The sequence below is a fragment of the Candidatus Culexmicrobium sp. genome (genome assembly GCF_058356305.1).
The window spans coordinates 21726-36127 of record NZ_JBTVBB010000025.1 but is presented as its reverse complement, the minus strand read 5'-3'; the positions used below and the strand labels follow the sequence as shown (position 1 = coordinate 36127).

Annotated in this window: 14 protein-coding genes and 1 CRISPR repeat array; of the genes, 7 read left to right on the top strand and 7 right to left on the bottom strand. The window is 29.9% G+C overall.

Going from position 1 to position 14402, the window contains the following annotated elements; translation table 11 throughout:
- Positions 1-2: 2 nt before the first annotated feature.
- Positions 3-727: a CRISPR direct-repeat array (repeat unit 35 nt; unit sequence GTTGCAAAAAATCTTAATTAAAAAAGAATTGAAAG).
- A 210-nt stretch (positions 728-937) separates the two neighbouring features.
- The gene (locus ACW8TM_RS07585; protein ID WP_491532686.1) at positions 938-1741 is read left to right on the top strand and encodes a CRISPR-associated endonuclease Cas1; all 804 of its coding nucleotides are present in this window, start codon (positions 938-940) and stop codon (positions 1739-1741) included.
- Entirely contained in the window at positions 1734-2459 is a 726-nt protein-coding gene (locus ACW8TM_RS07580) for a CRISPR-associated protein Cas4 (protein WP_491532685.1), read from the top strand. Before ACW8TM_RS07585 ends, ACW8TM_RS07580 begins: the two co-directional genes overlap by 8 nt.
- On the opposite strand, the gene ACW8TM_RS07575 is transcribed toward ACW8TM_RS07580, so the two are convergent.
- Both ACW8TM_RS07575 and ACW8TM_RS07570 read right to left on the bottom strand, forming a co-directional pair.
- A complete protein-coding gene (locus ACW8TM_RS07575) occupies positions 2454-3662 on the bottom strand; it encodes a Piwi domain-containing protein (protein WP_491532684.1) in 1209 nt (402 codons plus the stop codon). The two genes, ACW8TM_RS07580 and ACW8TM_RS07575, sit on opposite strands and share 6 nt — an antisense overlap.
- Positions 3659-4909: a hypothetical protein gene (locus ACW8TM_RS07570; protein ID WP_491532683.1), complete on the bottom strand. Its 1251-nt coding sequence runs from the start codon at positions 4907-4909 to the stop codon at positions 3659-3661. Before ACW8TM_RS07570 ends, ACW8TM_RS07575 begins: the two co-directional genes overlap by 4 nt.
- Before the next feature lie 57 nt (positions 4910-4966).
- On the opposite strand from ACW8TM_RS07570, the gene cas2 reads away from it, so the two are divergent.
- From cas2 to ACW8TM_RS07555, 3 genes are read left to right on the top strand one after another with little or no spacing between them, the layout of a single operon-like run.
- A complete protein-coding gene (gene cas2, locus ACW8TM_RS07565) occupies positions 4967-5248 on the top strand; it encodes a CRISPR-associated endonuclease Cas2 (RefSeq protein WP_491532682.1) in 282 nt (93 codons plus the stop codon).
- Complete coding sequence (locus tag ACW8TM_RS07560) at positions 5241-6275, top strand: hypothetical protein (protein ID WP_491532681.1); 1035 nt, start codon at positions 5241-5243, stop codon at positions 6273-6275. The genes cas2 and ACW8TM_RS07560 overlap by 8 nt, the downstream gene beginning before the upstream one ends.
- Before the next feature lie 12 nt (positions 6276-6287).
- Complete coding sequence (locus tag ACW8TM_RS07555; RefSeq protein ID WP_491532680.1) at positions 6288-7757, top strand: ATP-binding protein; 1470 nt, start codon at positions 6288-6290, stop codon at positions 7755-7757.
- Here ACW8TM_RS07555 and ACW8TM_RS07550 read toward each other — a convergent pair.
- Complete coding sequence (locus ACW8TM_RS07550) at positions 7754-8461, bottom strand: hypothetical protein (protein WP_491532679.1); 708 nt, start codon at positions 8459-8461, stop codon at positions 7754-7756. The genes ACW8TM_RS07555 and ACW8TM_RS07550 overlap by 4 nt on opposite strands.
- A gap of 47 nt (positions 8462-8508) precedes the next feature.
- Between ACW8TM_RS07550 and ACW8TM_RS07545 the strand changes: the two genes are divergently transcribed.
- Complete coding sequence (locus tag ACW8TM_RS07545) at positions 8509-9111, top strand: hypothetical protein (protein WP_491532678.1); 603 nt, start codon at positions 8509-8511, stop codon at positions 9109-9111.
- Between the two features lie 314 nt (positions 9112-9425).
- Here the strand turns inward: ACW8TM_RS07545 and ACW8TM_RS07540 are convergent, their stop codons facing one another.
- The 4 genes from ACW8TM_RS07540 to ACW8TM_RS07525 form a co-directional block, all read right to left on the bottom strand.
- The gene (locus tag ACW8TM_RS07540) at positions 9426-10598 is read right to left on the bottom strand and encodes an iron-containing alcohol dehydrogenase (protein ID WP_491532677.1); all 1173 of its coding nucleotides are present in this window, start codon (positions 10596-10598) and stop codon (positions 9426-9428) included.
- Between the two features lie 41 nt (positions 10599-10639).
- Complete coding sequence (locus ACW8TM_RS07535) at positions 10640-11365, bottom strand: PrsW family intramembrane metalloprotease (protein WP_491532676.1); 726 nt, start codon at positions 11363-11365, stop codon at positions 10640-10642.
- Positions 11366-11471: 106 nt separating this feature from the next.
- Positions 11472-12542, bottom strand: coding sequence for a hypothetical protein (locus ACW8TM_RS07530; RefSeq protein WP_491532675.1), 1071 nt, complete (start codon positions 12540-12542; stop codon positions 11472-11474).
- A 13-nt stretch (positions 12543-12555) separates the two neighbouring features.
- Positions 12556-12957, bottom strand: a complete 402-nt coding sequence (locus ACW8TM_RS07525; RefSeq protein WP_491532674.1) for a metalloprotease family protein — start codon at positions 12955-12957, stop codon at positions 12556-12558.
- Between the two features lie 514 nt (positions 12958-13471).
- Between ACW8TM_RS07525 and ACW8TM_RS07520 the strand changes: the two genes are divergently transcribed.
- On the top strand, positions 13472-14302 hold the full coding sequence (locus ACW8TM_RS07520) for an Mrp/NBP35 family ATP-binding protein (protein ID WP_491532673.1): 831 nt from the start codon (positions 13472-13474) through the stop codon (positions 14300-14302).
- Positions 14303-14402: the final 100 nt, after the last annotated feature.

Genomic DNA, 14402 nt, shown 5'->3' with positions numbered 1-14402 from the left:
GTGTTGCAAAAAATCTTAATTAAAAAAGAATTGAAAGTTTTTTGTTCCAAGACTTTTTCGAGTTCTTCCCAAGTCAAAAGTTGCAAAAAATCTTAATTAAAAAAGAATTGAAAGTAATTGTCCTTCAGCAAAGTTTAGTGTAAGTTTGTGGTTATGTTGCAAAAAATCTTAATTAAAAAAGAATTGAAAGCATTTCTCTGATTTTTTCAGTCTCGGTTGGCTTTATTTCATCGTTGCAAAAAATCTTAATTAAAAAAGAATTGAAAGGAATTGTTACCATACTCTATCTTGTATACTGCAATTTTATGGTTGCAAAAAATCTTAATTAAAAAAGAATTGAAAGGGATCCTTACCGTTCAACTCAACCTCGCAAAGATTTCCGAAGGGTTGCAAAAAATCTTAATTAAAAAAGAATTGAAAGAGCACAATTATCACCCGATTCCACAGCTTCCTTTTCCACTCCAGTTGCAAAAAATCTTAATTAAAAAAGAATTGAAAGACTTAAGAAACTTCAAAGCTAAATTCGTTCCTGATTGGAAGTTGCAAAAAATCTTAATTAAAAAAGAATTGAAAGTTAAACAAACTTTTGTTTTTAATTGCAACAATGTATAATTGTGTTGCAAAAAATCTTAATTAAAAAAGAATTGAAAGTGTCAATTTCTCCTTCAACTCTGCTTGACTCTGCATACCAGGTTGCAAAAAATCTTAATTAAAAAAGAATTGAAAGGCTTGGAAGACTCGTGAGTTCCATGTTTGTCATTTGGTTTTGTTTTATTTTGGTTTGAATTGGTAATTTTAGTTGGAGATTTAGAGTTTATTTATGTTGCATTATGTTTATAAGTCAGTTTTTATAACTGACTTACTGTGGATTATAGTGCTTTGATTTGTTTGTGATTTGGTTTTCTTTGTTATTTGGTTGTGGTTGGAGGGGTTTGTTGTGATTGTTTGGATTGTTGGTGATGGTTTTAAGTTTAAGTGTGTGGGTGAGCGTTTTAGGATTGATTTTGATGATGATTGCTTTGAGGTTGCTGCTAGGCGTGTTGATTTAATTGTTGTTGATGGTGATGGTTTTTTGAGTAGTGGTGGTTTGGGTTTGGCTGGTTCTTTTAATATTCCGGTTGTTATTGTTGATTTTAATGATTATTGTTTGGGTTATGTTTTTAACTTTGATTTTGATTTTAATGTTGAGATTGTTGTTAATCAGTTTGATAGGTTTGATGAGTTTAGGGAGAGGTTTACTAGTGTTTTTGTTGGATGTTTTATTGATGGTTGTTGTGATGTTTTTAGATTTTTTGGTTTGAATGATATTGCTGATAGGATCTCAGGTTTAAATAGTGTTGATGATTGTCTTAATGTTATTGGTGATGTTTTAGGTGATTGGTTTAATATTTATCGTTATTTTAGATTGTTGGGTTGCGGTGTTTGTTTGGGCTTGTTGGTTAAGTATGGTTTTTACCCTTTTTTGGGTGTTGTTCATGATGATGACTTTGCATTGGCTTGGGATTTTGAATTGCTTGTTGATTCTTTTTCAAGTTTGTTTTGTTCTTTGAAGCTTATGTTTGATGATGTTTATGGCAGTTTGGATGATTCTGATTTTAGGAGGTTTATTGTTAGATTTCTAGTTGACCGGTTTAGTAGGATTTTTGATTGGCTTGATAAATGTGTTAGGAGTTTTAGGAGATGTGTTGTCTCTTTTGATGTTGATTTTAACCCTAAATTGGAGATTGATTTATATGGTTGAATTGCGTGGCTATTTAATAGATGGACTTGACACTTTTGATTTAAAGTTTAATGTTACTGACTTGGTTAATTATCATTTTTGTCCCGCTAAATTTTATTTGACTAGGTTTCTGGGTTTGAGTGATAGATTGGGTTTTGATTCTCTTATTGGTAGGGCTGTTCATATTGGATACTATTTTGTCTCTGAAAATTACTTTAATTTTAACAGTAAAGATGAATTATATAGGTTTGTCTTAAATTTTCTATTGGATAGGTTTGAGAATTGCTTATCTATGTTTGAAGTTGAATGTATTTCTAGATGTGTTGTTGATTTTAGATTTAAGTTTCCGCCTGTTAAGAATGAAATAGAATTTGAGGTTAATGTATATTCTGAAAAGTTTAATGTTTCTGGTTGTATTGATTTAATTGAAGATGGAGTTTTAATTGAAGTTAAATGTAGAGATAACGTGTATGACTGTGATTTAATTCAGCTTTGCTGGTATGCATTATTGTTTGAAGATGTTTTTGAAGTTGATGTTGATTATGGTTTTATTGATTTGATTGGAGCTATGGATAGAGTTAAAATTAATATTAATGATGAGTTGAGATTTAAGGCTATTAATACTCTAGTTGAAGCAGTAAAGTTTACTTTGGATTTTAATTATTCAAAATTAAGGTTTACTGGTAGGTGTAGTGTTTGTAGTTTGAAGAAGGAGTGTCATGCCATGATTAATTTATAGAAACCATAATTTTTCCTTTAAATTTGATTTTGGCTTTACATCTGCATTCCAGAAGTTGCATATTCTATGTGCATATAGGATTGTTATTGGAAGTTTTGTTGATGTGAATGCTGATGCATAGTGTAGTTCTGATAACCAATATATGTCTCTTGAAATTATATCTAAGTTATAGTTCCAGTATTTTGAATCTACTATTTCAATCATTATCGGCCTAACTGGAGCTTGGAGAAATACTCTTCTTTCTGGAAATCCAGTTGTACATATTATAGTTGAGATTTTGTTTAATTTAATGTATGTACCTTTTTCAGGATTTTCCATTAAATTTCTCGTAACTTTCAATATTCTTGGTGTAAATTTCTTTTTTATTTCAATTATATTCCAATTTGAATCTTCCACTATTAAATTCATGTTAGTTAACTCTTCTATTGCACTTCTAATTTTGATTAATTCTTTTTGATGTATTCTTCCATCTTTATGTATGGTCAGAGAAGTTATTGGTTTATTTAGATTGAATTCTCTGACTAGCTTGATTATCAGTTTATCTATATTTAATGCTATTTCAGGATGTTTAGTTAATTCGACTTCCCATTTAAATTTCATTGGCGGTTTACCTTGAATTATTGTTGCTATAATTATTCCTGGAGCAGTGTCATATCCAATAAATATTTGTGATGATAGAATTTCATCTAATATCCATGGTTTACCTCCAGCTTTACTATAGATGTTTAATGCTAAATTGTATAGGACATAGCTGTTATTTCTTAGATATCTACATGTTGAATAGTTTATCATTTGACTTACAATTCCCCTCATTGATAATTCTCTTTTAATTGGCATGTATGGATCTAAATTGTATGGTAGTTGCATTTCATCTGGAATAAATGCTAATATAATGTCTGATGAACTTGTAATTCTATTTATATTGTTTAAAAAGTTGTTTTCATCAACTATAATTTTATTTGTAATTTCTACTTCACAGTTGAATACCTCGCTTATTCCAGGATATCCTTTAACCCCATAAATTAAGTTTTCAAATAGTTTTTCTGAATCTAATTTGGCTTTACTTCCAATTAGTAATTCAATTTTAATTTTTCTTGGACCACTATATGGCTTTAAGTTTAATTTTAATCCTTCAATGGGAGTTAATGCTGTTCCATACCTGAATTTTAGTATTGGTCTTGGAAGTATACCTCCTGTTATCATGGTATTTCAACCTCCATAAGTTGATTTACAAAATCTATTTGCTGGAATTCTAGGTCTAGTGTTGATAGTAGGTTGATATATTTTCTCAAATATTGATTCCATTTTATGGGTGGTAGGTGAATTAAATTTTTAACTTCATTAAGTAAATTCATTTCTTTTAAATCTTTAATGGTGATTACTTTCTTTAATTTTGATGGTGAGTCGTAATAGTATAATCCTCTTCCAATTGACTCGATTACTGGTTCATTGTCATCAATATTGTTGACTTCAACTCCAATTTTTTCATAGTATTCTTTTAATGTTATTCCTCCAATTTCATTTAATGGTTGATTTACAGATTCAATTTTAATTCTCCTTATGATTCTTGATTTAAATCTGTATGTTGGTTTAACTCTTCTGCCGATTAACTTGTAGTCGCTTCTAATTTTATTTGGGTTGCAGTCATATTCTTCCCATAAATTGTTTTTGGAATTTATTTCATGTATTGGTGAAATTGCAATGGCGACATGATTGTTGTCTAGTATTAATGTTTGGAATTCTATTCCACATTTCACTTCGATCTTATTGTTTTTGATTAAATTTTGGTCTAATATGGCTTTTAATCCATAGACTTTATGTCCATGTAGCCTTAGTTTTTCCTTAATGCTTCTGTTGATAATTCTTTTTACATAATTTCTGTCAGTTTTATAGTTTAAATTTATTTCTTTTAAATGCTTAAATTTGAATTTTAATTCTTTATTTTCAAAGTTGACTTTTACTTGTTTAGGTAGTTTTTCTGTTCCAATTAATGGAATTGCAATACTGTTAACTGTATATCTATCGCATTTCAATTTATAGTTGTTATAAATTGTTTTTGATGCTATTGAGGTTAACTTATACATTTGACTTGTTTGGCCTTCTAGTTCATATATTGCTATTTTGAATGGTTTTACTGGTTTTTTGCTTGTTAAAATTGTTATTTGATGTCTTATGTTTGGTTTAAATCTTAAGGTTAGATTTTTATTTAATTCTAATATTTCTCTTTTAATATTTCCATAGTATTTTGCTGTTAATTTTTCTGCTCTGATGATATATTTGTTATTTTTTATTTTTATTGTTGTTGGAATATTGTATTTTTGGTATATTTTGATTATTTTTTGTATTATTTTTGGTTTTAATTCATTAAATCTTTTTGATAGTATTTTCTCCATTTTAATTAAATCTATTATTGTGGTTATTTTCCCGTTTATTAGTTTTATGCTTATCATTTGTCAGTCAGTCAAATTTAAAGACTAGTTTTACTAATATATTTATCGGTGGATGGATTGTTCTATGTTCTAGTTTATGATGTATCTGATGATAATATTAGAGATAAAATTAGAGAGTTAATTAAGAATTGGGGTGGAACTAGATTTCAATACTCAGCATTTATGATAGAGTTAAGTGAAGTTGAGTTAAGTGAGTTAATGAGAATTTCAGCTAGATTGATTAGTGATTGTCGTGGCCGTGTCATGGCAATTCCAATTTGTAAGAGAGATCTGGATAAGCTAATTATTTTAGGTGATTCTGATTTTAAATATAATATGGAGAGTGATTTAATTGTTTGATAATTTGATTAAAGCTTTGAATAAAGTTAATGATAAGTTTAGTCATTTTAGTGACTTTAATGTTAATGTAGATTATGTTAATGTTAGAAGTGTCGATTTGAGAAGCTATGTTACCTTGAGAGATGATTTTGATGAAGAGGAAGAGTTAACTTTAATTGATGAGAAATATGTTGTTAAAGAGTTTAAAAATAATGTTGATAAACCTGAAAATATATATGCAATTGATTCGTCTTCCTTGAAGGTTTTAGAAACTGATGATGGCTATGTAGTTGCATATAGGATATGCATTGTAAATTACAATTCATCTCTAAGTAACTATAAAATTGTTTCTCTCGGCCCGTATCTTTGCTATTTAAGTGAATGGAATAAAGTTGAAGTATATAATATGGCTAGAGAGCTTATGAATTTACCTCCAATTGACATTAGGAGTACTCCAAATCTAATTAAGTTAATTGATAGAATTAGAAATTCATTTGAGAGAACTATTCAAAAATTAATTTTAGAAAATGTTTCTAGCAGTCTAGTTTTATGGGATGGATCATTAACTATGGGAACGATTGATACGCCTAAATCATTTATGAGTGAATGTATTGATGTTGCAATTAGAAATGATAATATAATTGTAGGTATATCTAAGAAAAGTTGGCTTAGAACTAAAAGTGGATTTAGAATTGTAAGCTTATTATCAAAAATTAACATGCCATGCTACATTGATATTCACAGACACATTGACAGTAGACATCCAATAGGCGGAAGAGTTTATATTGCAAAATTTGATACTAATGGACCAAGCTTAAGAGTTGACATTGCAGCTAAACCTAGCATTAATACTGATGATGTAATATCTATGATTGCAATTAGAATACCAATGTTTAATGGATACCCGGAGCCATTACGCTTAGCACATATGTACTGTTACTTTACAAATATTGAATTATTAAATTTGGAAGCCTATGCTTTAAGTAAAATTTCATCTGACGATATTGAATTTATAGATTGGAGAAACATATTGTTATATCCATATTGATGAGGGAGAATCATGCAGCTATTTAGGAAAATTGGTGATGAGATATATTTCATTTATAATCCAAATGAAAACATTGAAGTTGGAGATAATTTAAAGATTATGGATAAAAATACTAAGAGGGGTATTCTAGTTCAAGTCATAGAGTTAAATTTAATTGATTTACCAGGAATTTTAACTGATATTTTAAGGAGAGAAGTTTCAAGTTCAATTGCAAGTCTAACTGAAATTAAAAGTAATGCTTTAGAGCCTGTAATAGATATTAGAAATATGAGGATTGCTAGAGCTAAAGTTAGAAAGGAAATATTGATTGAAAATGGAAATGAAATTTATTGTTCATGGAGTGGATGGACTCCAAGTAGAGCCTGTAACGTTGAAAAAGTTTCTCCCATGGAAGTTGTAAATAAAATGGAAATTGGATCTAAATATAAAATTGAAATTGGAAATCCAATTAATGATGATAATGTAATTGGAATAAGTGCAATAGATCTTCAAGGAATAAATATTATTGTCGGTAAGAAGGGTTCAGGTAAATCCCATTTATCAAAGATTCTTTTACTTGGAATAATTGATTATGGTGCTAAGGCAATAGTATTTGATATTAATGATGAATATTCAGGATTAAGATTCATGGAGAATAAATGTAAAAGTAAATACTATGATAAGATAATAACTTTAGAGCCAAATCCAACTGGGAATAGCGATTATATTCCATTAAAATTCACATTAAAATATATTGGATTAAATGTTTTCTATAGAGTTTTAACTGAAGTATTAGGGCTACCTGAAGCCTCAGCATATACATTTAGGAATATTTGGATTGAATTGGAAGAAAATGACAATTTAAATCTACATTCCATATATGATGAGGTAATTGAATTGTCACCTAAAATTGCAGGTGCAATTATCAGGAGAATTGAAACAATTGAATCAACTGGGATTATAACCTCGAATGAGGATAAGTGCACTAAAATAGAAGACCTATTAAATAAAATTGATGAAGGCGGTGCATTAATAATAAATTTAAAAGCTAAAGGATCACCAATACAAGAGATAGTTGTCCAAACAATTCTAAATAAAGTTGAAGAACTACTGGAAAATGAGAGAACTGAGCCATTATTCATATTTGCCGAAGAAGCACATTTATATCTTGAGAGAACAGTGTGGATAAACCTAGTAACTAGAATGAGACATTTAGGGGCATATCAATTTTACATGACAAATACCCCTCAGAGCATAGATGAAATAGTTATTAGACAAGCAGATAATATCTTTATTTTCAATTTAACAGATAGAAAAGATATTTGGCACATAATTCCAGCAGCAAAAATCGATGAAGAAACAATATCAACGATAGTTAAAAGTTTACCGTCAAAACAATGCTTAGTGATTGGAAATGTAACTAGAGAATACCCGTTTATAATTGCAACTAGAAAACTACCATATCTAACTGCAGGCAAAACGAAACTTTTATGGAAAGCCTAATATTTATCAATTAAATTGCACCAATCAATTTTAAAAGCTAAACTTTTAAAATACTTAATGTCATCATCAATTAGTCCTTTAAATTTGGATATTAATTCAATTAAATCGTCTCGACAATCAACGTTAAATGGAAAGTTAAGTGATAAATTTTTAGGGTAGGCTAATTTTTCAGCAGTATACTTTGCAATGTTAATTAGCTGGAAAGCCCTCTTAACTTTGGTTAGTGAGGCATTAAAGCTCCATTTAGAAATAATTTTAAGCAGATTTGATGCTTCGACAATTAGGTTTAAAGCATTAATTAAATATTTGACTGGAGTTATTTCACCAGAAAGCCTACTCCAAATATTAGATAAAATTTTACTCCAACCAATAAAAATTTTAAAGTCAAAATCCTCCAAGAAATCTATTAAGGGTATGCATAAGGGTGAAAATTTAAATCCCCATCTAGACTTAATGAAACCAAAATTTAGTGTTAAATCACTAGAATCATCAACTATAAGCCATGACCTACGCTTTAAATTAAAGAATCTTCCTAGACAAGCCTTTAAACCAGCCTTTGAAATTTCAATTAAATCGTCACTAACAATCCTTATGAAGCCGTCATCAACTAGGTCATTAACATACTCAGAAACAAGTCTTAATGGAGTTCTAGTTGAAAATGATAAATCAATTAAATGTAATCTCCTAAGAATTATTAGTGGCATTAGGACTCTAAATTTAAACAATTTAATCAACCTAGATGGATGATAATATGAAACCAAGAGAAGTAATATTGGAAATCTTAAAAAATTATCGTAAGATAAAGATATGTGAAATTAAGAGAATTCTTGAAATCAGTGATTATGAATTGAATAAGGTAATTGAGGATTTAATTGATGATGGATATGTAATTAAAATTAATGATAGATTAGAGTTAACATATGCAGGATTAATGGCTCAAGTAAACTTTAATCCACCAATGAAGAAGATATATGTTAAGTTAAGTGAAGATGAATGGAAAATATCTGAAGTAAAACCTCAAAATAAATATATTGAAATAATACCTACAAGTAGCATATTCATAAAACATAAACATAATGAAATAGAATTAATAAAGGATAAGCTGAACAGAATTTCTAAATTTGTAAATCAACCATTATCTAAAGGAATGCTAAGTTACGTGAAAATTCAAATTCAAAATATTGTTGATAAGCTAATTAAAATTTGCGAAGAAGTTGACTCGAAAAATAATATTAGTAAATTAACTAACATTAGCAAGAAGTTAATTTCAGCTAACAATAGAAGGAAGATTAAAGGTTTAATCACTGAAATTAAAAGGATAGTAGATCAAACTTCAAATCGAATCCAGCATTAAAGAAGCAGTAAAATTCTATATTTTGAGGAAAATAAATTCTATTTAATTGTCCTTGTATATGATGGGTATTTGAGGACTTTATTAGAATTATCCTAATTGACATTTAAAAGCGGATTTTGAATTTTTACGTGTTTTTCTACTGGATTTTTAGATTTAGTCAAATATATTGATGGTAATTACGTAGCTGTCCAATATTCTATCATTAGTTAATTGAATGTGTTATGCTGAAGTAATTTGCATCACATCTATTTTTATAGTGGATACAGTTGCTATTAGGTATTTTATTAGTTACTGGGTATTCTATGTTGAAGGTTTCATAGTTGTGCTCCACGCCAGATTTCTTCAACTAGTTTTAATACGTCTTTATATGTTAGTGGTCTTGGACTGTTAGGTCTAGGCCAGTTTTTTAGAGCTGTTTTTGCGATGTAGGGTAGTTGATCTCGGGTTATGCCTATAACTTTTAGGTTTAATGGTATTTTTAGGTCTGATAATAGTTTGAATATTTTCTCAATTACTTTATAGCATGTTTTCTCCACGTCTACGCCATTAGTTTCTATTTTTATTACTTTGGCTATTTGGGCGATTTTATGCTTTGAGAAGGGAGTGTAAAACTTAAGGATATATGGTAAAACTATACCGCATGAAATTCCATGGTGAATTTTCTTTAATGGTGCGAAGGCCTGGGCGATGCTGTGTCCAACAAGTACACCTGCACTGCATAGTGGTATCCCTGCAGCAGTGGCTGCCATGGACATGTAGTATCTGGCCTCTAGGTTTTTCCCATTCCAGTAGGCTTCTCTTAAATATTTGAAGATTAGGGAGATGGCTGTTAAGGCTATGTTGTCTAGAATTGGGTTACTCCAAGTTGATAGGTATGCTTCGATTGCATGGCTTAATGCATCTATACCTGTTCCAGCAGTTAATTTAGGTGGCATGCTTACTGTGAGGGTGGGGTCTACAATTGCAATGTCTGGGATTATATGGTAGCTTGTCATTGTCCTCTTCTCTTTACCATGAGTTAAAACTGCATATTTGGTGACTTCGCTCCCTGTTCCTGCAGTTGTAGGTATTCCAATAATATTAGCACCTTTCTTTTTAACAAGATTTAATCCTAGGTAATCAATTATGCTCCCTGGATTTTTAGTTGCAATTGAAGCTGCCTTTGCTGCGTCTAGGCAACTTCCACCTCCAAAGCCAATGACGGTATCTATTTTCTGGTGCCTTATCATGTTCATTAATTCATTTATAGTTTTAACACTGGGTTCAGGTTCAACTTTGCTGTAAATTTCAAATTCAACGTTGAATTTATTTAAGTGTTCTATTAATTTTCCAAGTAACCCTATTTTAACGAGGTTTTCATCAGTTACAATTAGTATTCTTTTACTATTCAGGGTAGTTAGGGATTCATATGTTCTCTCAATAGATTTAAGTCCAAAAATTATGTGCTTGGAAGACTTTATTTGAGTTATGATATCTAGTTGCTTCATAGTTAAAAATAGTTTTCAAACAAATATAACCATTAATGATTCTACTCAACTTTTGAAGCTATATAATAAAATGCATATAAATCTAAAATTATAGCTACAAAAAGTAATATTGACTGAAATATGGCAAGGATAGCTAGCAAATTATGCAGAATATGTAAAATTATCGCTATGAAGAGATATTTAGAGACATTTTGGGGACCATATTTATTGAACATCATTAAAGCTAAACCCCAACCTGCAATAGCTGTTGATGCTGAATGACCAGCAGTACTAGAAATTGATCTCAAAAGTCCTATTAACATTGGTTCTTCACTTCTAAAAGCATAGAGGATGGTTTCAAGAGTGGCGAAGCCTAAACCAATAGAGGCACCATAAACAATTCCATCATCAACTTCATTAAATAATCTTCCCAACTTTGCAATACTCTGCAAACCCATAAATTTAGAAATTTCCTCAATAACTGGGCCAATAAAGATGACTAATAGAACCTCTGAAATTAAAGTGGCAATAAAAGATTCAACTATCAATGCTAAAAAAGTACATAGAATAAAGCCATATGAAAACGCCATTAAAAGACCAATTAGTGGCTCCCTCTCAATACGCTCCTTTTTCCAAACGAAAATTAAATAAGCCATACTTGGAGCGAAAACAGATATGATCAATATTGGTGAAAAATAAGAAACAAGAACTGAAATAATTAAGGTTAAAATCATAGCCGCTATAATAGTGAATTTTAAACGTCTATCCTCATTAAAATACTTGGACATTCATGACACCCATACAGTTAAAGTATTAGACTAACACACACTAAACTATATTGCATGAAATAGAATAATACCATTACTATAAACTAAGATGAAATAGATAGTAGTGTTAAGGTGTAAAAGGTACATTATACAGCTTCTTCCACAAATACCAGCTTAACTTAGGCTTATCATCATAGGTTCTTAATCCCATAAAATCGTTTGAAAGAGAAAGGTCGTGAAGATAAATCCACTGTATAAACTCTATATTTAAAGGCTTAGTTAGATTTAAAAATCTTAAAATAAAGTTTAATTGATCCTTCTCTCCAGATTTAGATGGCCAACCAATCTCTGTAAAAGCTATTCGCTTATCAGTATAATTCATAATTTGAACATAATAGTCCACTGGGATATCCATAGGAGAATTATAGACCTTAAATGGATACGTTGTAAATGCAACTAAATCAAGCTTATCTCCAAACTTACTGATTAAGTTCCAATGTGGATTCTCATCGAAGCCTGGAAAACCATTCATCATCAACTCAAGATTAAAAGAAACAAAAACAAGCGTACTTGGTGAAATATTCTTTATAGCATCATAAATTTCAAAGTATAATGTTAGAAAATTTGGAAAATCATCTCTCTCAAAGAGATAATAAATATTTACTTCAATTCCAACTACAAAATATTTAGGAGAAAAATTCTTCACGATTTTCAATGCCTCTGAAAGATATAGTTTACGGAAATTGGGATCACTTAAATTTTCAGCTAGAAATTCATTAGGCGTTATGAGTGACAATCCATCTCGAATTGGATTTCCACTTTCTGGAAACTTGAAGAAACTCATCTCAACAACCAATTCTAAACCATTTTCCTTAATACATGGATAAACTGCTTCAAGTTGCTTGGAAAGAAATATTCCTGAAGGACCAATCCATCCACTAGCATAATTAACTAATTCTCCAATTTCACTTGCCTCCTTAAAACCTTGCTGAAGATCCTCTTCAAAATTCACTTTACCCTTAATACTGGGATTAACAGTAACGCCCATATAGAAGCGTCTTACTTTAATTGGAAGAACTAAATTTTCAATTTCCCTTGGAAATTTCTCCACTGGCTCTTTCATCTGATTATATGTTGCTATTAGAAATATGGATAATGCTCCGATAAGAAATATTAGTAAAAACACCTTAATTTTCAATAAACTCACCAATTTAATCTAAATACCTTATGATGGATATACGTTTAATTTTTTCTTCAATACGTTCTGAATATAAACATCGCATATCTATATCTCTAATCCTTAAAAGCCTAACTAGAAAATAAATATCACCAATAGATCCAACCAAATTTAAACTTGAGAAAATAATTGAGTAAAAACTACTATTGAAAATGAAAGTTGATGAAAGAATTAATGGAGAAATATGGATAATAATCAACTTTAAATCATTATTAATTAAACATTCATCCCTTAAAATGAAAATAGGTCCCAGTAAAGAAAAGCCGAAACCCTTAATTTTAATCCCTAAGAGATAGGCTGATAATAAATGAAAAATTTCATGACTAACAACCATTATCAAAAGAGTTGATGATAATGTATATACATTAACAGTCATGACTCTCATACAGAATATCAATTATACATAAATAAAAATAATTGATATAAATCCTTAAATAGTGACGATGGTCTTTACAAAAAGTAATATACTTTAAAATTAGCTAATTCAATGGATTGTGGATTCCAATCCATCGATCCCTTGAATATCTATTACTTCTTTAGCTACTGTGGGATTTAGGTAATGCTTCCTAATATCATTATACTCCATTTCTTCCAAATAATTAATTTATTGAATAATTCTAATTGAGAAAAAATCAGCAATATTTACAATCCATTTGAGAACAGCTCTTGATGACAACATAAATTTAGACACACTAACACATAGGTAAGAGGATTGTGAAAAATGTCATTTTAAACTTTACTCTCGAAAAAATTAAATATTCTGTGCAACTGCACATAATTGATCTTGAATGATTAGGGAAAATGGAGTTGAAAAATACTATTGCAAGTTACAAAATATAGGACATATATGTAGTAAACATGTCTAGCTTTACTACTTAGAGGTGAAAGTCATGAGAACTCGACGTCAAACTTCATATGAAGAATTATTAAATATGATTAAGACAAACATGAGCAAGATTAAATATAAAATTATGATTATAAGTGGGAAGGGAGGAGTTGGGAAAAGTTCAGTTACTGTTTTGCTAGCTTTATCAACGGCAATGAAAAATAGAAAGGTAGGTGTACTTGATGCAGATATACATGGACCTTCAATTCCTAAAATATTAGGTTTGAATAAGAGTCAAATGCTGGTAAGTCCCTTAGGTATCCTTCCAGTAAATGGACCGTATGAAGTTAAAGTTGTATCAACACAATTTATCTTACCCAGTGATGATGCTCCTGTAATTTGGAGGGGGCCATTAAAGGGAAGATTAATTGCGGAATTCTTAGCAAATGTTCAGTGGGGTATACTTGATTATTTATATATAGATTTACCTCCAGGAACTGGAGATGAACCATTAAGTGTCGCCCAATACATTGGAGATGTAAATGGTGCAATAATAGTTACTATACCATCAGATCTATCAAGAATTGTTGTTAAAAAGGCAGTAAACTTCTGTAGGAAACTGAATATTGAAGTCATAGGCATCATAGAGAACATGAGTGGTTTTACATGTCCAAAGTGTGGTACAGTTTATCATTTGTTTGGAAGTGGAGCTGGGAAGAGAATTGCAATTGAAATGAATGTACCATTCTTGGGGGAGATACCATTAGATCCAAGACTAAACGAGTGCAATGATAGAGGGGAAGCTTATATACTAAAATATAGAGACTCTCAAACAACAAAAGCTGTAATGGAAATTACCGACAATATCATAAAAAGCATTGAGAAAAATCGATAATATTATTATCTTCTCATAAATTTTTCAAAATAAGTTTATGTCATAAACACCTCAAAATATTTGTGAAAGAAAATTTCTTTTCACCAACTCCACAAAGAAA

Coding starts and splice junctions, on each gene's coding strand:
- ACW8TM_RS07580 (WP_491532685.1), top strand. CDS start 1,734: ATGGTTGAATTGCGTGGCTATTTAATAGATGGACTTGACACTTTTGAT.
- ACW8TM_RS07575 (WP_491532684.1), bottom strand. CDS start 3,662: ATGATAACAGGAGGTATACTTCCAAGACCAATACTAAAATTCAGGTAT.
- ACW8TM_RS07570 (WP_491532683.1), bottom strand. CDS start 4,909: ATGATAAGCATAAAACTAATAAACGGGAAAATAACCACAATAATAGAT.
- ACW8TM_RS07555 (WP_491532680.1), top strand. CDS start 6,288: ATGCAGCTATTTAGGAAAATTGGTGATGAGATATATTTCATTTATAAT.
- ACW8TM_RS07550 (WP_491532679.1), bottom strand. CDS start 8,461: ATGCCACTAATAATTCTTAGGAGATTACATTTAATTGATTTATCATTT.
- ACW8TM_RS07545 (WP_491532678.1), top strand. CDS start 8,509: ATGAAACCAAGAGAAGTAATATTGGAAATCTTAAAAAATTATCGTAAG.
- ACW8TM_RS07540 (WP_491532677.1), bottom strand. CDS start 10,598: ATGAAGCAACTAGATATCATAACTCAAATAAAGTCTTCCAAGCACATA.
- ACW8TM_RS07535 (WP_491532676.1), bottom strand. CDS start 11,365: ATGTCCAAGTATTTTAATGAGGATAGACGTTTAAAATTCACTATTATA.
- ACW8TM_RS07525 (WP_491532674.1), bottom strand. CDS start 12,957: ATGACTGTTAATGTATATACATTATCATCAACTCTTTTGATAATGGTT.
- ACW8TM_RS07520 (WP_491532673.1), top strand. CDS start 13,472: ATGAGAACTCGACGTCAAACTTCATATGAAGAATTATTAAATATGATT.